The sequence below is a fragment of the Okeania sp. SIO1H4 genome (assembly GCF_010672695.1).
Taxonomy (GTDB): domain Bacteria; phylum Cyanobacteriota; class Cyanobacteriia; order Cyanobacteriales; family Microcoleaceae; genus Okeania; species Okeania hirsuta.
In genome coordinates, this window is sequence record NZ_JAAHGB010000093.1 from 1 (window position 1) to 21,544 (window position 21,544).

The window sequence follows — 21,544 nt, forward strand, 5'->3', positions numbered from 1 at the left end:
GAGTTAGAAGAAATTCTGTTTGAGCGTTGTCAAGTTCTTTTAACACAGCAATTTGCAATCAAGGCTATAACCCAGTACCATTGGTGGCCGAAAATTCAGGTTTAATTACTCCGATGCTACCGGATTTGATATAACTTAAAAAATCCCCAAAAACTTTGTTCTGTAAGGATTGTAGCTATTGGCAACCAAAAAGTCTGGGAATTATTGCTCTGTCTAGGTTGGAACGATTTTTCCCCTCTATTTAGCGACAACTCTATTAATATTCTAGGGATTTGTGTTTTTTATTTTGATGCTCAGGAAAATCTCAGTTATCTCAAGCCAGATCGACAACTTTTGAGTCAGGAAATGATTGAAAAACAAACTCAAGAAGCCATCAATTTAGTTCTAGGTGGCGTGCTTTTATATTCAGAAAACTCTGGTAAAGTTTAAAATACAAAAAAAAGTTAAATTTTTCTATAGTAATTTAATTGGTTTATTTTTACGTCTAGAATTTATTTTTAAGAATTTGGCATCTATTCTGAATATAATATCGTCAACATAGACATATATATTGACGATCCTCAATGAATAAATCACCAGTTTTTATGTTAAAAAATAGAATTGTTAGATTGGTATTAAGTACTATTTTATCTATAAAAATTTGCTTAATTATTGGTTATTTTACTCCGAGAAATTGGTATGATAATTCTTGCGATATGACTTTATTAAACAAAGGCATATCTATCTATATTTATAATACTGGTATCCATACAGATATTCTAGTTCCAGTCAGAACTAAAAATTGGAATTTGCAGCAACATTTCAACTTAAAATTAATAGCTAATCCATCAGTTTCCATAAATTATCTAGCTTTTGGCCTTGGCGATCGAGCTTATTTTCTCGAAACTTATACTGGGACATCATTGCCAATTATGACAATTTTTAAGGCCATGTTCCTGCCAACACCCTCTGCTATAAGGGTATTAGCCTATAGAAATATTCCTCAACAATATGAAATTAAGTGTGCTATAATTACTCAAACTAATTACCGTAGGCTGATGGAATTTATCAATAATTCCTTCCAGTTAGATACCCAAGGTAATAAAATCAACCTGCTCGTAGATAGTAATTATGGAGGCGGTTTTTATGCAGGAAAAAATAGTTATTCAATTTTAAGAGCTTGTAATGATTGGACTGCAGAAGGTATGAAATTAGCAGGAGTCAAAACTCCTCTATGGTCAGGATTGTCTAGTTCGATTATGTATCATATTAACAGTGGGTGCAACTGTTGAAAAAATAGTAGTTTTGAATACAAAAAATATTGTCTATGAATATTATACCCGCAATCGATATATTAGATGGACGTTGTGTACGATTATATCAAGGAGATTATCAGCGAAAGAAAGTTTTTAATGATAACCCAGTTGATGTGGCAAAAAGGTGGGTAGATGAAGGAGCAACAAAGCTACATTTGGTAGACTTAGACGGTGCAAAAGTAGGTCAACCCGTAAATCAAAAGACAATAGAAGCGATTATCAAAGCAGTAGATGTACCAATACAATTAGGGGGAGGTTTACGTAACTATTCTGCAGTTGCAAGTGTGCTTGCTCTTGGTGTAAAACAAGCTATTGTCGGTACTGTAGCGGTCGAACGACCTCAGTTAATATCTAACCTCTGTCAAGAATTTCCTGGTCAAATTATTGTAGGTATTGATGCCAGAGATGGTAAAGTCGCTACTAAAGGATGGTTAGAAACATCTGAGGTATTAGCAACTGACCTCGCTCGGCAAATGGCTAAACTAAAAGTTGCAGCGATCGTCTACACTGATATTCACCGAGATGGCACTCTCAAAGGGCCTAACATAGAGTCCTTAAGGGAATTAGCTACTGCAATCGATATTCCTACCATCGCTTCTGGCGGTATTAGTTCAATTACTGATTTGTTAAGTCTGTTAGCATTAGAACCCATGGGGGTAGAAGGTGCAATTGTTGGTCGTGCTTTGTACACTGGTGATATTAGTCTTACGGAAGCAAATCAAGCCGTAGGTCAAGGACGTTGGCAAGATATTCCTCCAAATTTAGGATATTCTGCTTTTGCTTAATATCAAATCTGTTTAATTACATATAGATCCAATTTAGACCGATATAGAATAGGAAATATAGCAGGGAACAGCTCATCTTTGGGAAAAATATTTCCCCTTATTAGGTTCATCATCAGCATAAGTCAAACACCAACTTGTTCCTTGCTATAGAACCCATTTGACATCTAAGAAAAGGCTGCAAGGCTCTTAAATCATCAACCGAGTAAAGCAAAGATTAATCTTGGCAGTCGCATTAGTTAGATTCCTCTCAAAGTTTTTGACGAGGATTTTACATCTTTTGACATACTCTCCAGCCTAAAGACACCGAGATTCTCCTGAAACCAGGATTATTGGTTTGCGTTCCGCAAGACTAAGCCAACACCGAATCCACTTAAATTGATACCTTGCGATACCTAAGCCAGAGATGGTTTTCTCCCCAAGCGTTTGCTCTATTGCCTCTTTTCCTACGGAATGCTTCCCTACGGGATGCTACGCAAACGCAAACAGAGAAGCTTTCCTATCGGAATGCTGGCCGAACGCTATCAATAGCCTGTGGACCTATGCCCTACGGTACAGTTAAAACCTTAAAAATTTTGGTTCTCTTGTACTTGGTGCTTAAAGCTTTTCCATGCACAAACATTCCTGTGCAAAACCCCATAAATCTTCTGTTGGTCAGCATTCCCTTGCGCCTAACGGCGACGCGGGGTTTGACCTCAGTTTTTAAGGCGAATCGTGTGCTACGATTAGTAGCTAGGTTTTTAGAGCAGTTGAATACCTTTGCCAGTTATTACCAGTATAAAATAAAGTGGCCTTAAAACGGCAAGGCTTTAACACCCAATTTTTCGGTAATTCAAGAATTTGACCTTTCAATCACCCATGTTAGGCTGCCGGACAGGGCAAACGCATCTCGTCAATAAACTAGGGGTAATTATCAATAAACCGGGTTTTATTGCGCTTGTTGACAATATACTTTCAACATATAGTGTCTATAAAATAAAATAAACACTACATATAGGGAACGGCAAAATAAGATGCGTTTGCCCTGGGCTGCCGGAGTACAGCATGATTCGTGGATCGAGCTTTGGTAGCAAATGTACTTCAAAACACTAAAAGATGTCAAATGGGTTCTATGGGTTCTCAAATGTAACGGCATTTTCTGTTGATGCCCACATTCAGAACATATTTAAGAACTTGGATAAAACCATGACTAATTCATTGTCCCTATAGATCATTAGTAGGATTTAGTGGCTTTGGTATATTTCTATGTCCTTCTCCTTCTAATTGTTGACGACCATTGCGAATGACTTTGAGCATATCAGTTAACTGCTGTTCAATACTATCCAGAACATGATCGGCATAGTCATCTGCACCATTTTGAATTTCATCACACTCTGCGATTGCTTTAGCTTTCATTTCCTCCAACTCTTGTTGAGCTTGATAGCGAATTTGTTCAATTTCAGCAATAGTAGCTTGTTGAATCGCTTCACAATCAACCTGAACCTGATTTCTGAGCTGATCTGCTTCTACCTTAGCCTGTTGCACAAGACCCATTTCATTTAAAATTTGGGAAGCTTGTTGTTCAGCATTTTCAATAATTTCTTCCGCATAAAGTTCAGCTTCTTGAAGAATGTCATCTTTATGGCGAACAATCATTTCTGCTTCCTGAAAAGCAACTGGTAAATTCAGACGTACTATATCTAACTGATCTAGTAACTGTTCTTCATCGATCAGAGTACGGCCTACAAAAGGAATTCTGGGACTATCGAGAATAATCTCCTCCAGCCGATTTAGCTCTCGCTGGATATCAACTCCAGGGGAGCTACTAGCGGGTTCACCCTCGATATTTTGTCCACTTACTTCTGGTTCAATATTGGCTTTAGCTGAGTTTTGTCCTAACATTATCAACTGTTCTTTATTTATTAAAGTTCGTCCCATAAAGGGAATTCTAGGACGATCAAGAATAATCTCTTCCAATAGATTTAGTTCCTGCTGGATATCGAATCCAAGGGAGGCAATGGTAGGTTTATTCTCGATATTTTGTTCATTTACTTTTAGTTCAATCAGGATTTAATCTTTATGGGAGACAATCCAGTGTCCTTCTAAATTCAGATGCACTATATTTAGCTGATCGAGTAGTTGTTCTTCATCCACCAGGGCAAATCCTACAAAGGAAATTTTAGGACTATGGAGAATAATTTCCTTGAGCCGATTTAATTCTTGCTGGATATAGGTTCCAGGGGAGTTACTGGTGAGTTGCCTTGATATTTTGTCCACTTACTGCTGATTTAATATTGGCTGAATTTTGTCGTAACATTTATAAATATCAATAGCAATGTGCTGAGGAACGAGATGATCTACCGATCCACCAAAAATGGCAATTTCTTTAACTACACTACTACTTAAAAAGCTATATTCATTAGAGGTGGCCAAAAAAACTGTCTCTATTTCAGATAATAAGGTTTTATTTGTATGGGCCATTTGAAGTTCTTTTTCAAAATCAGAAAGAACTCGTAGACCTCGAATCAGGACTTTAGCCTGTCGCATTTTTGCATAGTTTACCGCTAAACCATCGAAACTGGCTACCTCCACATTAGATAGGTGTTGTGTGGAATAGTGAATTTGATTTAAACGTTTCTCAATGGCAAACAAAGGAGTCTTACTAGGATTTTGCAGTACGGCCACAATAACCTTTTCAAAAAGCTTACACCCTCGTTCAATAATATCTATGTGACCGAGGGTAATAGGGTCAAAACTGCCTGGATAGATTGCAATCACAATATAGCTATATTAAGAATAGTTATTCAAATATTTTAGCAAGGTTATTAGAAATATTTCCAAGATATTATTTGTCTGTTTTTTTGAGGTAATATTATATCAGGAAAGTAATCAGTATTTTTTGAATTAGATGATATTTGGGATTTGCTAGTGGTGCATTGTGATTTTTTCAGTAACAGCATAGTGAGGGTTATAGCCACCATTCACCATTACTATACAGAACTACCAAGATTTTTGATCGATAAAAATATATTTCGGTTTTAGTTTGATTTATTTTGGTAATAACTGCCAGACAATAAAGATAATTGTACTTTCAAATAATCTTTTAGTTTTTGGTATTATTTAAATTATTTTCTGCTTTTTTTGAGATTAAGATAAAAATCAATTGAAGCAGCAAAAAAAAACGACAATAAAGTCGATAATTCATGCTAAAAACTAGGATGTAAATTAATCAAACAAATATTAATATTTTATCTTGAATAATTAGTAGTAAATTAATCTATAAAAATCTTTAATGCTATAGTTATAGCGCTGTGCACAGGCAACAGGAGGAATAAATTGCTGATAATATTAAGATTTTTAGCTATTGGAAAGTTCCTGTAATTTGTAAATATGCCAGCGCACATTGCTATATTTTTTTATCCGTAACTAGATCAAGATCATGATAAAAATGTTCCTCGAATTACAACTTTAAAAATTTGTCTAATTATTCTTCTATGAAAATTTACTACAAAATTTCTGACTGGTTAGAAACTAACTGGGTAACACCAAGCTATGCAGGTGGGTTACTCGGAATGTTATCAATATTCTTCTTTGGTGCCGCCACTAATACAATGGCAGGATGGTTATATGTAATTAGTGGGATGAGTTTTGCATTATTAGGAATGGGTGCTGTTTTGCCAGGGCGATCGCTACGTCAAATACAAGTACGTCGCCATCTAATTCAACCTGTAACGGTGAACGACTATTTAACTATCGCCCTCACAATTGAAAATTCTACTAATCAACCAATAGCATTAGTGCAACTCAAGGATGAAATTCCTTTGGTGCTAGGAAAATCACCTCAACAAGCAATAGAAGTCATTCCTGGGAAAGAAGTTTACCATTGGACTTACCATTTACCTACCAAAAGAAGAGGAATATATCGTTGGCATCATCTTCAACTGAGAAGTGCAGCACCTCTAGGTCTATTTTGGTGTCGCCGTAGTCGGAATGCTAAAGCTACTGCTATTGTGTATCCTACAGTTTTACCCCTGAGTAATTGTCCGATAATAGATGAACTTGGTCAAGAAAATAGCCGTCAACTAAACGAGGATAGTCGTTATCTAATGGCTTCGGAAGGCTTAACTCGGACATTACGACCATATCGGTTTGGCGACCCTAGTCGTTTGATCCATTGGCGGAGTAGCGCTCGTTATGGAGAGTTGCGGGTTCGAGAATTAGAGGTATCTAAGGGAGGAGAAGAAGTTATCATTTGTCTTGATAGTGCTGCTAATTGGCAAACAGATAATTTTGAAGCAGCGGTAATAGCAGCAGCTTCTTTGTATTTCTATGCTAACCGCTCTCTGAAAAATGTCCAGCTTTGGACTGCTGCTACTGGGTTGGTGCATGGAAATAGGGTGGTGTTGCAAACTTTGGCTGGAGTTAAGTTTGGGGAGGAGGTTGTGTTAGGAAAACCACCAAATAAGTCTTTGCTCTGGTTGACTCAAGACCCAGTTAGTTTATCTTCTCTGCCTTCTGGAAGTAGGTGGTTATTATGGTTAGATGAGTCTATTTCTCCTGGAACAGAAGCAGGAAAGATTTCGCATTCTTCTGGTTTAGAAATTAGTTCTACTCAGCCTTTAGAGTTTCAACTTCAGTCTCAAGTTTGAAGGAAGAAGATGGGGAGTAGGGGAGATGAGAGATGGGGAGATGAGAGATGGTAATCAAACATGACATTACTATTCAGAAATAGTATAACTTTTAAGCAGACTTTGAAACGAGTTTATGGTTTATTGAATTGTTTGTATTGACAAATGTCACTTTTTATTATAAGTGGGTAAAAATCTGAAACATTTAGAATTTTTCACCATATTTTCCCCCGAAAATGACTTTGTGCTGTAAGATTGAGACAAATATCTAATATCAACAACATAACAAACGTATATTATGAACCCAACAACAGAAAATAAAAAACTATCCAGTGAAAAATCGTTGAAAGCGATGAAAAGTTTTTCTGAAAAGTATGCCAAGAATACAAATACTTATTTTTGTGTAGATCCTTCCGTTACGGCAGTGGTAATTGAAGGGTTGGCTAAACATAAGGATGAATTGGGCGCTCCTTTATGTCCATGTCGTCATTATGAAGATAAAGAAGCAGAAGTAAAAGCTACATATTGGAATTGTCCTTGTGTACCGATGCGAGAGCGTAAAGAATGTCATTGTATGTTGTTTTTAACTCCAGATAATGACTTTGCTGGGGAAGAGCAAACAATTACTCAAGAAGTTTTAGAAGCTACTAGAGCAACTATGTAGGTTGAAAACTAGAAGGAATCAGGAATAAAGTTTAGTCGAAATTTTTGCCAAGGTAGAGCTTTTTCTGATGAGTTTTGTTGAGATAAACAGAGATATTTTTTTCCTTTTTCCTTCTACTGAAAATACATGATTTTAACAATATTTTTTCTTATTCCTTCTGCTATACTAATGCACCCTACTGGAGTGACACAGCTAATTTTTGGCATTAGCTTTTTTCGCATAATTCTTGTTATTGCAAGGTTTTGCCTATTTTTTATAATGCAACATTTAAGGTATCTCAGGTGCGTTACTCTTTGCTAACACACCCTACTGAACCGACACGCCTAAAAATGTAGGTTGAGTTGAGGGACGAAACCCAACCTACATCTATTGCAAAATTTAAGATGAAACAGTCTACTACTACTAATGGTATACAGCAAAAAGGAATACCAGGCACGGGAGCAAGATGCTCTCACTGTTCTCGTAACAAACTTTGCCGGACAATTTTTTCCAGTTCAGTCCCTCTTCCTTCTTCCTTCCTCAACTTAGTTATAGCGTTTTCAAATGAGATGTCAAACAAGAGTTGGTTATTTACTAACAGTAAAAAGTCTGGCAAACCTTCTGACCTGTTGCCTGTTGCCTGTTGCCTGTTGCCTGTTGCCTGTTGCCTAAAAGCGACCAGGTTTTTTAGCGACCAGGTTTTTTTTCGCAACTCAAATGAAATTACTATAAAAATAATGACTTCTGAACAAGAAAAAATTCCCCAAGAGTTTTGGCAAGGAATAGCTGAGTTTAATCAACAAGAATTCTATAAATGCCATGATACTCTGGAGGCTTTATGGATGGAAGCTGGAGAACCGGAACGTACTTTTTATCAAGGGGTTTTACAAATAGCAGTTGGACTTTATCATGCGGGTAATGAAAATTGGCGTGGTGCTGTTATGTTGTTGGGGGAAGGTATTAGGAAATTGAATTATTATTTACCTAGTTATTTTGAGATTGATGTCGATAAGTTACTGACAGAAAGTGCCGAATTATTGAAAAATTTACAAGAGTCTGGTCCTGAAAATATTGCTGATTTTGTGCGCTCTTCTGATAATACAAAATACCCAAAAGTTGTCAAACTATAGCAGGCAACAGGCAACAGGCAACAGGCAAAAGGCAACAGGGAGAAGAGAAAAGTCAGTCCAGTAGGGTGTGTTAGCGGTAGCGTAACGCACCCTAACAGTGCCAAGCATTGTACCTTGTACCTTGTATACCATTACTATGCAGGACTACCCATTTTTCTACCTTTTTCCCCTATTCTATCTTTGTTCTTCAATACTACAGCAGTCGTCACTATAGTTAGAACATCGGATAATTATGATGATTTATGAGGTGAGCAAGATGGTCGCACTAATTTTCCTAACAAACCTGGCGGTTGCTATAATTTATCATTAGTGTAATCTATTTGCTTGATAATTCTTCCTACTTGATTTCTCGGAATACTATTATTGTCAGAATCTAAGGTACAACGCCAACAAATATTAATAATAATTGTGGGTTGACAAATAGTTAAGGCAAAAGTTGTGGTTAAACCAAGAATGATTGTTCGAGTTGTAGTTAATGCTATTTCTACTCCTTTTTTTGGGTTTATTGGCATAGTAATTTTGGTGCGAGAGTTGTTAGAATTTGTCATTTTTGTTTTTCTTGACTAGGAATTTTCGTTAAAATTGAGTTGTGCTGAAGCCGATATTTTTTACCGAATAAGCTGTAATATTTAGCTAAATACTAATAGAAAAATTTATTTGTTTTCATAAATAAAAATCGCTTCGCTTGATATTTATAATGTAGCTTTTTCCTGCTATTCAATGGTTAGAAAATGTTCTGAAATAAAGTTATTTTTTGCGATATGGCAGTTGAAGGAAAGGTGAGGATAAATCAAAAGCTTATATAGGATTTCTCAGTAAGTGTAAGTGGAGATCCCCCCTAACCCTCCTTGATAAGGTGGGAAATCGGAAGTCCCCCTTAAAAAGCTATCCCTGATAAGGAACTCCTGAAACCCTTATAGGAGGGTGGGGAGAGGGGGAAGAGGCGGAGGAGGGGGAAGAGGGGGGAGTCAGAATCTTGGGGTGGATTTATCAAAAAAATGTCTAATTCAATACACTATTTCTGAGAAAAAAGCTGACTCAAGACTTAAGCATAACTGACTATCTTTGTCAAGTTTTATGTTAAGAAAGATGTTTATAAAGCATACCTTAAAAAGGGGGATTTAGGGGGATCATTGGTGTACCTCACGCCTTGTGAAAACTGCTATAAAACTCAGACAACGTAAATTTTTTCCTTCTCCCTTCTCCCTTCTTCCTTCTTCCTTCAATTCTTTTGAAAAAGTTAGAAAAAGTTAGAAGTTTGCGAGAAAGGCTACATTTGATTTTTCCATAATTTATAATGAACAATAGTTGGAAAATTCAGGTAATAATTCAGCTATTAGCAGTCAGCTTTTCCTGCGGAATGCTGCGCAAACAGCAAAAAAAAGAGGATTTTAATGGATATAGACTGTTTCAGTCAGCCTTTATAGTAAGTATAAATTCTGACTCAATTAGTAAGGCTTTTATCTAAAATTAAAAACAATAGCTGATGGCTGATAGCTGACGGCTGAATGCTTACAAATTAAGAAACTATTTTCAAAATATTATGAATCCAGAACCAGCTTTTGATTTTGTCAATAATCAATATCTTAATCAGAAAGGAAAAAGTTTGAGCGATTTACAAAAGAATATTTTTTGTCTGGCTTGGGAGAATGAAAAATATGGAGAAATTGCGATAAAAACTAATTTTGCTGAGGGATATATTCGACAGGAAGCAGCTAATTTATGGAAAATATTGGGAGATTTATTCGGGCAAAAAATTACCTGCAAAAATTTTCGTGGAGTTGTAGAAACAGAGTTCCAAAAACATAGCGATCGCTTAAAATTTCCCCTACCCGAACAGATGAAGGAATGGTTTAAAATTCTGGGTTATCAATTTGCAGAAAACTACAACGTTGTAGATAAAATTCACGGTAAAAGATTTTTTGAATGGATAATTAAGGTTAAGACGCGTCGGGGGTATGACCGCATTCTGGTCAGAGGTGTGGAAGGGGAGGCGGCAACTTGCGACCTCAATGCTTTGCGTCAGTCGGTGGCAAAGGAAAAAACTGATGAGGGTTGGTTGGTAGCTGTGCGTCGTATTAGTAAAGCTGCTCGCCATGGGGTTGAAAAGGAGGAAAATCAAAATCTGTTCTGCTACACTTTTGACGAACTTTTAGACCAGGAAGCTGACTTTGAACGTTATTTTCAATGGCTGGAAAAACAAGTGAAACAGCGGGGTATTGATAAAAAATATGTACCTCTTGCTTGTCGGAAGGAGGAAGTTGACCCTGATACAAAACAAAAAATAGGGGTGAGTGACTACGAGGAAGCAGACGGTTGGATAGATGGTTACATTGATAAATGGCTCGATGACCCCGTGAAAAAGCATCTCTCGGTTTTGGGGGAATTTGGTACTGGCAAGACTTGGTTTGTTTTTCACTATGCTTGGCAGCAGTTACAAAAATATTTGGATGCTAAAAAACGAGGTGTGGAACGCCCGCGTTTGCCGATAATTATTTTGCTGCGCGACTATGCTAAGGCGGTTAATATGGAGTCTCTATTTTCGGAGTTCTTTTTCCGACAACATGAAATTCCTCTACCCGGTTATTCTGCTTTTGAATTACTGAACCGTATGGGTAAATTGTTGGTAATTTTTGATGGTTTTGACGAGATGGCAGCGAGGGTAGACCGACAAAAGATGATTAATAATTTTTGGGAGTTAGCTCAAACGGTGGTACCGGGGGCGAAGGTTATTCTCACTTGTCGCACTGAACATTTTCCCGAAGCACAGGAAGGTCGCGCTCTTTTGAATGCTGAGTTACAAGCTTCTGTTGCTAACCTGACTGGGGAACCGCCACAATTTGAAGTTTTGGAATTGAAAAAATTTAACGATGAGCAAATTCGTCAGGTACTTTCTTTCAATACCGAACCTTCTACGGTAGAAAAGGTGATGAATAATTCCCAACTTTTAGACTTAGCGCGACGCCCGGTGATGAGTGAGTTAATTTTGGCAGCGTTGCCAGAAATAGAGAAAGGGAAAGCGATCGACTTGGCGCGGATATATTTGTATGCGGTTACACATAAAATGCAAGGGGATATTAAGGAAGAGCGGACTTTTACTTCTCTTGCAGATAAGCTTTATTTTCTCTGCGAACTTTCCTGGGAAATGTTATCTAATGACCGGATGAGTCTGAATTATCGGGAATTTCCTGACCGCATTCGGCGTTTGTTTGAGTCAAGGGTGCAGGAACAAAGAGATTTGGATCATTGGCATTATGATATGATGGGTCAGACAATATTGATTAGAAATGAGGATGGCGACTATTCTCCTGCTCATCGTTCTATGTTGGAATTTTTTGTTGCTTATAAGTTTGCTGCGGAGTTGGGAGTATTGGTTGATGATTTTGTGGAGGTGGCGCGGATGCAGTCTCATGTTAATTTGGAGGCAATGGGTGAAAATTGTACTTGGTCTGAATATTTCCGTCGGGAGGTGGATGCTAAGGGAGGGGTTATTTCTATTCCTCCTCTGAACAATTTTTCTCGGGAATGTCTGGAAAATTTACGTTCGACTTTGGGAAAAATGCCGTTGACAAAGGCGGTTTTGGATTTGTTATTGCCGATGTTGCGGCTAGGGGAAGGGAAGGAGGAAAAGCAGAATGTTTGTGGTAGGTTGCGGGAAGTTTTGGAGGGGACGAGGGGAAAAACTGCGGCAGAGGTTGGTTATGTTGGTGGGAATGCGGCGACTTTGTTGGTTAGGACTGATAAGTTGAGTTTGGCAGGTTCCGATCTGAGTAGGTCTATTATTTTGGGAGCTAATTTTGCAGGTGCTAGCTTGCAGGATATCAATTTAACTAAGGCAAATCTGGCTGATTCTATTTTTATGGAGTCTATAAGTATAGTTAGGTCTTTAGCTTTTGCTCCTGATAGTAAGCTCTTAGCAACGGGGGATGACTTTGGTAGAATTCATTTGTGGCAAGTTGCAGGTGGTAAAAAACTCTTGACTTGGGAAGGTCATACCGATAAAGTCAGAACCGTAAAATTTGCTGCGGACGGTCAAACTCTAGTTAGCGCTAGTTCTGACAAAACAGTAAAATTTTGGAATTTGACAAGCAGTAAATATTTGAGAAACCTATCTATATACCCTAATTTTACAAAAGCTATTGCTCTGAGTCCTAATTTGGAAACCTTAGCTACTGTTAGCACAGACCGTATGACACAATTATGGAATGTAAGCAATGGCAAATGTCTGGCAACTTTACAAGGAGACCCAAGTTGGTTTAATAGAGTTACCTTTAGTCCCAGTGGGGAAATTTTGGCAACTGGTGGTAAAGACAAAAACATCAGGCTGTGGAATGTTGCTAATGGTGAGTATTTAGCTACTTTATCAGGGCATGAAGATTCACTTCGTTGTCTTGCTTTTAGGCCCGATGGTAAAGTATTGGCAAGCGGTGCTGCTGATTTTGCTATCAAACTTTGGGATATTACAGATATTAATAACATTCCTAGTCCAGTTACTATACCCGGACATGAGAATGAAGTCAGATGGCTGGCTTTTTCCCCAGATGGAAAAGTGCTTGCTAGTGGAAGTGGCGATCACTCTGCAAAATTGTGGGGTGTTAGTCATACTAATCATCCGCAACTCCTGAAAACTTTGCGAGGACATACTTCTTGGGTAGAAGCAGTAGCTTTTAGTCCAGATGGTAAGACTTTAGTCAGTAGTGGTGGCGATAAGAGAGTGAAAATATGGAATCTTGAGAATATTCATGATGTCAAACCCCAAGTAACCTTAGCAGGTTGGGATAATTGGATTCGCTCGATCGCTTTTAGTCCCGATGGCAAAACTCTAGCTAGTGGGAGTGACGATCATAATGTGAGACTTTGGAATGTAGAAACAGGAGAGGTAAAGGCCGCTTTGCGGGAACATCAGGAGCGTGTCCAGTCAGTTGCTTTTAGTTCTGACGGTCAAACTCTTGTCAGTGGTAGTAGGGATTTTACTGTTAAATTATGGAATATTAATACCAGTCAATCTTTAGCAACTTTGCACGGACATACAAATCAAGTGTATTCTGTTGCTTTTAGTCCTGACAATAGACTATTAGTTAGTGGGGGAGACGACCGCTCTGTCAGATTCTGGGATGTCAAGACCAAGCAGCATCTGAAAACTTTGCCTAAGCACTATACTGGAAAAACTTTTGCAGTTGCTTTCAGTCCTGATGGTAAGAAAATAGCTACTGCGGGAATCAATGCTACTCTTCAGTTGTGGGATGTTGCTACGAATAAAAACTCGATCAGTTTCCCTGGTCATCAAAGAAGTATACACTCAGCTATCTTCAGTCCTGATGGGAAACTATTGGCAACTAGCAGCTATGACGAAACCGTGCGTCTGTGGGATATTAGCACTCAGAAATGTATCGCCATTTTTGAAGGGCAACCAGTCTGGAACTATTTAGTTGCCTTCAGTCCAGACGGTCAACTATTAGTAAATGGAGGAAAAAATAACACCGTCTGTTTGTGGAATGTTAACACCCACGAACCCTATGCCACCTTTAGCGGACATCAGAGTTGGGTATTAGCAGTAGCATTCCACCCCGATGGTCAAATTCTTGCCAGTAGTAGCGCCGACGAAACAATTAAACTGTGGAACGTCAAAACAGGAGAGTGCATCAAAACCCTGAGAGTACCCAGACCTTATGAAAACGCCAACATTAGGGGAGTCAAAGGATTAAGCGAGATCCAAAAAGCAAGTCTGACGGCATTAGGAGCAGTAGAACTATAGCGCTGTGCGCAGCCCCCTAAATCCCCCAAAATTGGGGGACTTCTAGAAGTAGAACATTAAATTAATACCGTAGGTTGGGTTAAGCGGTAGCGCAACCCAACAGATACAAACTTCATTGTTGAGTACACAAACTTATTGTTGGGTTTCGTTCCTCAACTAATCACTTATAATACCGTAGTAGGTTGGGTTAAGCGGTAGCGCAACCCAACAGATACAAACTTCATTGTTGGGTATACAAACTTCATTGTTGGGTATACAAACTTCATTGTTGGGTATACAAACTTCATTGTTGGGTATACAAAATTATTGTTGGGTATACAAACTTATTGTTGGGTATACAAAATTATTGTTGGGTTTCGTTCCTCAACCCAACCTACAAAGTGTTCTACTCCATACAGATATCAACTTATTGTGTTGTTATCGAAAAGTGATCGCTTATGCTAAACTACTGAAATACAAGCCATTTCAAGCATCAATTAATGAAAACAAACAAACAATACAATGCTAACATCAGATTCTCAAACCCAAAAGCGTCTTCCCACCATGGAAGAATTACCATATCAAGACGGTAAACCAGTGGATAGCGAAGTACAAGACTTAATTGCTCACTTATTAAAATCTATTCTGGCCTACATTTGGGCAAACCGTAACGATTGGTTTTTTGGTATTGATATGGGATGGTATTATTCTCCCGACGAAAAAGCTATTGCACCAGATGGTTTTTTATGTCTGGGAGTAGAGCGCGTTAAACATGAAAACTTGCGCTTAAGTTATGTCACCTGGGAAGAAAATGGGGTAATACCTTCCTTTGCATTAGAAGTAGTATCGAAAACTCCGGGAGGTGAATATAAGGAGAAAAAAAGAAAATATGCTCAATACGGAGTGTTGTACTATGTAATTTACGCTCCCCTACGGGTACGCAAACCCAAATTAACTCTATACCGTCTCAATGGAGAAGGGAAATATGAACTACAAGAAGACAACCCCATGTGGATGCCAGAAATAGGTCTGGGTATTGGTACAGAAGTAGGAACATTTCAAGGAGTTACCAGAGAATGGTTGTATTGGTATGACGAACAAGGAAACCGATATTTAACTTCCGAAGAAGCGCGACAGGAAGCCGAATTTGAGCTACAGCAAGAGCGACAAGGGCGACTGGAGGCGGAAGTTCAGCGGCAGCAAGCGGAACAAAGAGCTGAAAATTTAGCGGCGCGTTTGCGGGAGTTGGGTATCGATCCAGACCAGTTGAATTAGAAGTACGGTAGAGGCGATCGCTCTACCAGCAGCAGTTGTTGTTAAAGAGCGATCACTTGTCTTAAATTAATTAAATCACGACTTATGCACGGACACTAAATCTACTGAGGGCGAATGCCATTTGCCCCTACATATGGCGTTTTCAACGTTAATTTGCGTAAGTCCTGTAAATACAATTATTATCCAACATCAATTAATCAAAAAAAATATTAATGGTAAGGATACCGTCACACACCCCACTTAATCCCTTTCATCAATTCCAATTATTTTTTGGACTGAAATTTCTACTGAAGGAAATGCAATGAAAAAAATAACTCCATCTTGATAGTTTTGTTCAATTTGATATTCATTATTCATCAAATTACGAAATACTTTTAAATTTTTTTTAGCAACATCAATTACCCAATATTCTTCTATTCCTGAATTTGCATATAATTTCTTTTTAGTTCCTAAATCTTTTTGCAATGTACTATCAGCAATCTCAATAATGCAGTAAATATCTTCGCTATAAGGATGACGGTCTAAATATAATGTATCGGGAGAACGAACAATGGCAATATCAGGTTCTGGTTCAGAGTCAACTAAAGTAACAGGATGTGCTTCCATTACTTCTGCCAGATTTCCTAAAATATAACGTAAGTATTTAACTGCTCTATGATTGATAAAACGATGAATTGGTTCTTCAGGAATCATATTAATAATTTCTCCATAAAATCTGGCAATTTCCAACAAGATTCTAACTTAGAATCTACTTCTAAAAATATAAATTCAGAAGCAGATGGTTTGATTGGTCTGTTTTCAGCTTCTCCAGATTTAGCTACCAATTTTGAGGAAATTTTACAGAATGAAATTACGGATAAGTCTGGATGGAGTTGCAAAGAAAAATAGGGAGGGCGAATACCATTCGCCCCTACAGATATGCCTAATTTGACTTTAACTGAAGTAGGCGATCGCTATCTTCTGTTCCTACTCCATAAGCTGTATAAGGTCTGACTTCTGGAGGCTGCATTCCTAAAACAATTGATTTTGCAGGAATTCCAGCAGCAACTAATTCTTCTGCTATTAAACAGTCAGTATTATTGGCTTGAATCCAAATTTTACCTGCGATAATATCAATATGAATTATACAGTAATGAATTCGCTTTTCTTGAGACCAACCTAAAGAAATTAACATATATCTATCATTTTCTGAGTCAAAAATTGTTTGATTTTCTATCCCACTTTCAGTAGTTGGTATTTCAGCATATTCTGTCAATAGTTGTTTAATTATTTGACGATAGTTTTCTATGGTATCCATCTGACAATATCCTCTGTTTGTAAATTAAAAATAATTAGTTTTAATCGGTGATTATCCAATAGTATTTGACCATATTTTTCTCCTTCAAAAAGGTCTGTAAAAGCAGTTAATGGAAGAGCCAGATATAACTCTCTTTCTGGTTCGGTAAGTCTCGATATATCATTATATAGAATATATTGTCCTAAAGCTTGTTCTAAATCTGCCTTAACTATCTTTCTAGTTCAAAAAAACTCAAAATATGATTATATAAATATCTTTATACTGATAAGTATTTTGTTTTCTTTATTGTGAAAATAAAAGGTTGGGTTAGCAACAACTAAACCCAACCAAATAAACTTAATTTGACTTTAACTTAACCAGGCGATCGCGTAATATTTCTGCCTGTTTTTCTGCCTCGGCTAAATTATTCTTTGTTTCCTCTACAAATTTAGCATCAGCTTTCTTAACAAATTCTGGTTTACTCAATCGTTTAGAAGTAGACAAAATCTCTTTTTCTAACTTTCCTAATTTCTTCTCTAACCGAGCAGATAAAGCTTCAATATCTACTACTCCTGATAGTCGTAAGTATGAAAACAATTTTAGAACTGTCAAACATACTAAAAATATTGACAAAATTATCTCAGATGTTAAATATAACTCCCAAAAAAGTATAACAACAGATTTAGGGAAACAATTTATTCAGTTTATAGAAAATCCAATTGTTTAACAACTGAATGATAAATATCTCTTGCTGGCAATTTCTTTCCTTTTGTTATTTTTAAAATTCAAAATTAAAGGTTGGGATAGATAATAACTAAACCCAACCAAATAAGCCTAATTTGACTTTAACTGCTTCAGGCGATCGCGTAATATTTCTGCCTGTTTTTCTGCCTCGGCTAAATTATTCTTTGTTTCCTCTACAAATTTAGCATCAGCTTTCTTAACAAATTCTGGTTTACTCAATCGTTTAGAAGTAGACAAAATCTCTTTTTCTAACTTTCCTAATTTCTTCTCTAACCTAGCAGATAAAGCTTCAATATCTACTACTCCTGATAATGGAATTAAAGTCTGCACAGTACCAAAAACACCTGCAATAGTTTGACCAACTTCCGCATCAACACTAGGAGTAATATTCAACTTTTCGACCTTAGCTAAATCTTGAATATAAACCTCACCTTTACTCAAAATTTTCCGTTCTTTTTCATTCTCACTCTGCAAAATTGCTGTGATTTTTACCTTTGGTTTAATATCAACCTCAGACCGTAAATTTCGGATAGTCCGAATTACCCCAATTAATAATTCAAATTCGGCTTCCAAATCCGAATTAATTAAAGATTTATCCAACTTCGGATAAGACTGTAAAGCCAAACAATCTTCCTCACCAACTTGATTCAAAGTATGCCAAATTTCCTCAGTAATATGAGGCATAAAAGGATGTAATAATCTTAAAATTCCATCCAAAACATAAGCCAATGTTTGTTGTGCTACTAACTTAGAAATCTCATCCTCACCCTGAAGGCGAGATTTAACTAATTCCAGATACCAATCACAAAAATCTCCCCAAATAAATTCATAAAGACCCTTCGCAGCTTCCCCCAAACCATAATTATCTAAATAATCACAAGTTTGCTGTACAACTTGATAGAAATGAGACAAAATCCAACGGTCAACTAACTCTAATTTCTCCTGCTCCGGTTCCCCTAATTCTTGAGGATATTTACCCTCTAATTTCATCATCACAAATCGAGCAGCATTCCAAATTTTATTAGTAAAATTTCGAGAAGCTTCCACCGATGCAGACTCATCAGTTTCCCGATTATAATCCATTCTCACATCTTGCCCTGCTCCGGCAGTTTCTCGCATCAAAGTATAACGTAAAGCATCAGTTCCATACTTTTCAACTAACAATAAAGGATCGATACCATTACCAGCAGATTTAGATTGTTTTTTACCCTTTTCATCTAACATTAAACCGTGAATATAAACCGTTTCAAACGGCATTTTGCCAGTAAAATGAGTTCCCATCATTGCCATTCTAGCAACCCAGAAAAAGATGATATCAAAACCAGTAGAAAGAGTGCTGGTCGGATAATATTTTGCTAAGTCGGGAGTGTTTTCAGGCCAACCCAATGTTGAAAATGGCCATAAACCAGATGAAAACCAAGTATCAAGCACATCTGGGTCTTGTTCAATTTTGACATCAGCACCAAATTTTGCTTTTGCTTGCTCCAACGCTTCCGTTTCCGAGCGAGCAATAACAAAAGGAGTATTATCGGCAATTTTTCCATTAGTTTCACTCACAGCATACCAAGCTGGAATTTGATGACCCCACCAAAGTTGCCGGGAAATACACCAGTCTTTAATTTTCACCAACCAGTCGCGATAAACCTTCGTCCAACGTTCGGGAACAAATTTCGGTTGGTTGTGCTTATCCAATAATTCCAGCGCTTTCTCAGACAACGGTTTAATTTTGACAAACCACTGAGTTGAGAGTAGAGGTTCGACTGGTACCTTGCCACGATCGCTATAAGGAACGCTATGACTATACTCCTCTACCTTGACCAAAACACCCTCTGACTCTAACCGTTTCACAACATTTTTCCGCGCCTCAAAACGGTCTTGCCCAACAAACGGTCCCGCGTTTTCATTCAAACTGCCATCCTTATTCATAATATTAATGAATGGTAGGTCGTGACGTTTACCCATTTCAAAATCATTGGGGTCGTGAGCGGGAGTAACTTTGACACAACCAGTACCAAATTCAAGGTCAACCAACTCATCCGCAATAATAGGTATTTCCCGTTCCATTATTGGTAGGGTAAGAGTTTTGCCAATGAGATTTTTGTAGCGGTCGTCATTGGGGTTAACCGCGACACCAGTATCTCCCAACATTGTTTCCGGACGAGTAGTAGCAACTTCCACATAACCACTGCCATCAGTAAGAGGGTAACGAAAATGCCAGAGGTTGCCATTAACTTCCTTATTTTCAACTTCCAAGTCAGAAACAGCAGACTGACTCGCAGGACACCAGTTGACCAGGTAGTTACCGCGATAAATGAGACCTTCTTCGTAGAGACGCATGAATGCTTCAATGACAGCTTTTGATAAACCTTCATCCAGGGTAAAACGTTCGCGAGTCCAGTCTGTAGAAACTCCTAAACGACGTAGTTGGTTAACAATAGTACCGCCAGACTCAGCTTTCCATTCCCAAGCGCGTTCCAGAAATTTTTCTCGCCCAATATCATAGCGGGTTTTGCCTTCTTCTTTCAGTTTCCGTTCCAGAATAGTTTGCACGGCAATACTCGCGTGGTCCGTACCGGGGAGATAGAGAGCGTTGTCACCGCGCATCCGATGGTAACGAATGAGAGCGTCAATGAGGGAGTTGTTAAAAGCATGACCTGCATGGAGGCGCCCTGTAACGTTAGGAGGGGGGATGACAATGCAATAGGGGTTGCCTGGATGGTTGGGGTCAGCTTTGAAAGTGTTGTTTTCTTCCCAATATTTCTGCCATTTCGCCTCAGTTGAGAATGCGTCGTATTTGCTTGGTAATTCTGGTATGGTTTTGGTCATAGATAATATGAATTATTTGGACTGTTTAATTGTCCTTAATATTGTGCCATAATTCATAAGACATCTCCAGAAAAGAGGGAGTAGGGAGTAGGGAGTAGGGAGTAGGGAGTAGGGAGTAGGGGGAAAGAATCGATAGTCTCTGTGCAATAATTGATTTGATTTTTGGCGTTGGTGATTTATAGAACTCCTTTCCGCTTACGCGACCAAAAAACTTTCTCCTTATACTCCTCTTTCTTCTTCCCTCCTGACTCCTGAGGACTGAGGACTGACTCCTTCATCACCACCATATGCTTTTTCATAGATGGCTAAAGCAGGTTAGTAAAGTGGTTCGGCCTCGCTGTACTTGTCTTGATCGCGATATACTAGCCACAGCAATCTCTATTTTAGGAGATTGCCACGGAGGGAATTGTGTTAGTTTGTACTAATTTCTACTCAGGGCGTTTTCCTCTAGCAATATAAGCACCATGTTGTTGGATTAGTTCTGCTACTACTCCTGTCCAACCAGTTTGATGACTAGCTCCAATACCTGCACCATTATCCCCATGAAAATACTCATAGAACAGAATGTAATTATTCCAATTGGGGTCAGTTTGAAACTTTTCCGTTGCGCCATAAACAGGTCGTTGAGTTTGACCATCTTTTGGCAAGAAAATTTTGATCAAACGATGAGAAATTTCTGCAGCTACCTCCGAAAGATTCATCATATTTCCTGAACCTGTAGGACATTCTACTTTGAAATCATCTCCTAAACAGTAATGGTATTTTCGCAGGGATTCAATAATCAAAAAGTTAACAGGCATCCAAACCGGACCACGCCAATTAGAATTACCTCCAAACAGACCAAATCTCGATTCTGCTGGCTCATATTCTACTTCAGGTTGAATGTAGTTGCCACTCTTTGTTCTGATGCTAAAAGGTAATTTATAGGAATTAGGTGGCTCATGAGATTTAGATAATCCTCGAATACCATAAGGTCCGAAAAATTCAGATTCATCAAGCATTCTTTTCAGAACTAATCGGAGTCTGGTAGGGTTAACTAGAGAGAAAGCTACTCCTCCTTCCATGAGATTACTGTCTGTATTATCAAAGTAAACATTCTCCCCTTATGAACTACCCCGCCGTGTAGACGGACGGGGTTTCTAAGTCCCCGTCAACAAAGTCCGCACTTTGAGATTTTGAGCGCTTCATTTGCCCCAGTTGCCTCATCGAGCCTGTATGTTTACGGGTCGAAT

Annotated in this window: 20 protein-coding genes; 8 read left to right on the top strand and 12 right to left on the bottom strand. The window is 38.1% G+C overall.

Translation table 11 applies throughout. From position 1 onward, the window contains the following. Positions 1-204: 204 nt before the first annotated feature. From F6K06_RS30265 to hisA, 3 genes are all read left to right on the top strand, one after another. Positions 205-429 carry a hypothetical protein gene (locus F6K06_RS30265; RefSeq protein WP_287244385.1) on the top strand — a complete coding sequence of 75 codons (225 nt, stop codon included), beginning with the start codon at positions 205-207 and terminating at the stop codon, positions 427-429. Between the two features lie 155 nt (positions 430-584). Beyond that, a complete protein-coding gene (locus F6K06_RS30270; RefSeq protein ID WP_161565016.1) occupies positions 585-1,271 on the top strand; it encodes a DUF2459 domain-containing protein in 687 nt (228 codons plus the stop codon). Between the two features lie 35 nt (positions 1,272-1,306). Continuing rightward, positions 1,307-2,080 carry a 1-(5-phosphoribosyl)-5-[(5-phosphoribosylamino)methylideneamino]imidazole-4-carboxamide isomerase gene (gene hisA / locus F6K06_RS30275; RefSeq protein ID WP_124142665.1) on the top strand — a complete coding sequence of 258 codons (774 nt, stop codon included), beginning with the start codon at positions 1,307-1,309 and terminating at the stop codon, positions 2,078-2,080. Positions 2,081-3,280: 1,200 nt separating this feature from the next. On the opposite strand, the gene F6K06_RS30280 is transcribed toward hisA, so the two are convergent. From F6K06_RS30280 to coaD, 3 genes are all read right to left on the bottom strand, one after another. Continuing rightward, positions 3,281-3,958, bottom strand: coding sequence for a DivIVA domain-containing protein (locus tag F6K06_RS30280; protein WP_124142680.1), 678 nt, complete (start codon positions 3,956-3,958; stop codon positions 3,281-3,283). Positions 3,959-4,126: 168 nt separating this feature from the next. Further along, complete coding sequence (locus tag F6K06_RS30285; protein ID WP_124142666.1) at positions 4,127-4,333, bottom strand: hypothetical protein; 207 nt, start codon at positions 4,331-4,333, stop codon at positions 4,127-4,129. After that, the gene (gene coaD / locus F6K06_RS30290; RefSeq protein ID WP_287244388.1) at positions 4,334-4,834 is read right to left on the bottom strand and encodes a pantetheine-phosphate adenylyltransferase; all 501 of its coding nucleotides are present in this window, start codon (positions 4,832-4,834) and stop codon (positions 4,334-4,336) included. A gap of 716 nt (positions 4,835-5,550) precedes the next feature. Between coaD and F6K06_RS30295 the strand changes: the two genes are divergently transcribed. Beyond that, a complete protein-coding gene (locus tag F6K06_RS30295; RefSeq protein WP_124142681.1) occupies positions 5,551-6,705 on the top strand; it encodes a DUF58 domain-containing protein in 1,155 nt (384 codons plus the stop codon). Positions 6,706-6,982: 277 nt separating this feature from the next. Beyond that, positions 6,983-7,348, top strand: a complete 366-nt coding sequence (locus F6K06_RS30300; protein WP_124142668.1) for a ferredoxin thioredoxin reductase catalytic beta subunit — start codon at positions 6,983-6,985, stop codon at positions 7,346-7,348. 451 nt (positions 7,349-7,799) lie between these two features. Here F6K06_RS30300 and F6K06_RS30305 read toward each other — a convergent pair whose 3' ends face one another. Next, on the bottom strand, positions 7,800-8,039 hold the full coding sequence (locus F6K06_RS30305; protein ID WP_124142669.1) for a hypothetical protein: 240 nt from the start codon (positions 8,037-8,039) through the stop codon (positions 7,800-7,802). Between the two features lie 25 nt (positions 8,040-8,064). On the opposite strand from F6K06_RS30305, the gene F6K06_RS30310 reads away from it, so the two are divergent. Next, a complete protein-coding gene (locus F6K06_RS30310; RefSeq protein WP_124142670.1) occupies positions 8,065-8,457 on the top strand; it encodes a DUF309 domain-containing protein in 393 nt (130 codons plus the stop codon). A 293-nt stretch (positions 8,458-8,750) separates the two neighbouring features. On the opposite strand, the gene F6K06_RS30315 is transcribed toward F6K06_RS30310, so the two are convergent. Beyond that, a complete protein-coding gene (locus tag F6K06_RS30315; protein ID WP_124142671.1) occupies positions 8,751-9,005 on the bottom strand; it encodes a hypothetical protein in 255 nt (84 codons plus the stop codon). A gap of 995 nt (positions 9,006-10,000) precedes the next feature. On the opposite strand from F6K06_RS30315, the gene F6K06_RS30320 reads away from it, so the two are divergent. Both F6K06_RS30320 and F6K06_RS30325 read left to right on the top strand, forming a co-directional pair. Continuing rightward, on the top strand, positions 10,001-14,212 hold the full coding sequence (locus F6K06_RS30320; RefSeq protein ID WP_287244392.1) for an NACHT domain-containing protein: 4,212 nt from the start codon (positions 10,001-10,003) through the stop codon (positions 14,210-14,212). A 501-nt stretch (positions 14,213-14,713) separates the two neighbouring features. Further along, complete coding sequence (locus F6K06_RS30325; protein ID WP_124142672.1) at positions 14,714-15,466, top strand: Uma2 family endonuclease; 753 nt, start codon at positions 14,714-14,716, stop codon at positions 15,464-15,466. A 240-nt stretch (positions 15,467-15,706) separates the two neighbouring features. Here F6K06_RS30325 and F6K06_RS30330 read toward each other — a convergent pair whose 3' ends face one another. From F6K06_RS30330 to F6K06_RS30355, 7 genes are all read right to left on the bottom strand, one after another. Next, a complete protein-coding gene (locus F6K06_RS30330; RefSeq protein ID WP_124142673.1) occupies positions 15,707-16,159 on the bottom strand; it encodes a Uma2 family endonuclease in 453 nt (150 codons plus the stop codon). Beyond that, positions 16,156-16,290 carry a hypothetical protein gene (locus tag F6K06_RS30335; RefSeq protein ID WP_275670252.1) on the bottom strand — a complete coding sequence of 45 codons (135 nt, stop codon included), beginning with the start codon at positions 16,288-16,290 and terminating at the stop codon, positions 16,156-16,158. The genes F6K06_RS30330 and F6K06_RS30335 overlap by 4 nt, the downstream gene beginning before the upstream one ends. Positions 16,291-16,388: 98 nt before the next feature. Next, a complete protein-coding gene (locus F6K06_RS30340; RefSeq protein ID WP_124142674.1) occupies positions 16,389-16,763 on the bottom strand; it encodes a XisI protein in 375 nt (124 codons plus the stop codon). Beyond that, entirely contained in the window at positions 16,751-16,975 is a 225-nt protein-coding gene (locus F6K06_RS34385; protein ID WP_124142682.1) for an element excision factor XisH family protein, read from the bottom strand. The genes F6K06_RS30340 and F6K06_RS34385 overlap by 13 nt, the downstream gene beginning before the upstream one ends. A 124-nt stretch (positions 16,976-17,099) precedes the next feature. After that, entirely contained in the window at positions 17,100-17,375 is a 276-nt protein-coding gene (locus F6K06_RS30345) for a hypothetical protein (protein ID WP_240038718.1), read from the bottom strand. A gap of 201 nt (positions 17,376-17,576) precedes the next feature. After that, a complete protein-coding gene (locus F6K06_RS30350) occupies positions 17,577-20,312 on the bottom strand; it encodes a valine--tRNA ligase (RefSeq protein ID WP_287308988.1) in 2,736 nt (911 codons plus the stop codon). A 428-nt stretch (positions 20,313-20,740) separates the two neighbouring features. Next, on the bottom strand, positions 20,741-21,376 hold the full coding sequence (locus F6K06_RS30355; RefSeq protein WP_287244404.1) for a hypothetical protein: 636 nt from the start codon (positions 21,374-21,376) through the stop codon (positions 20,741-20,743). Between the last annotated feature and the right edge of the window lie 168 nt (positions 21,377-21,544).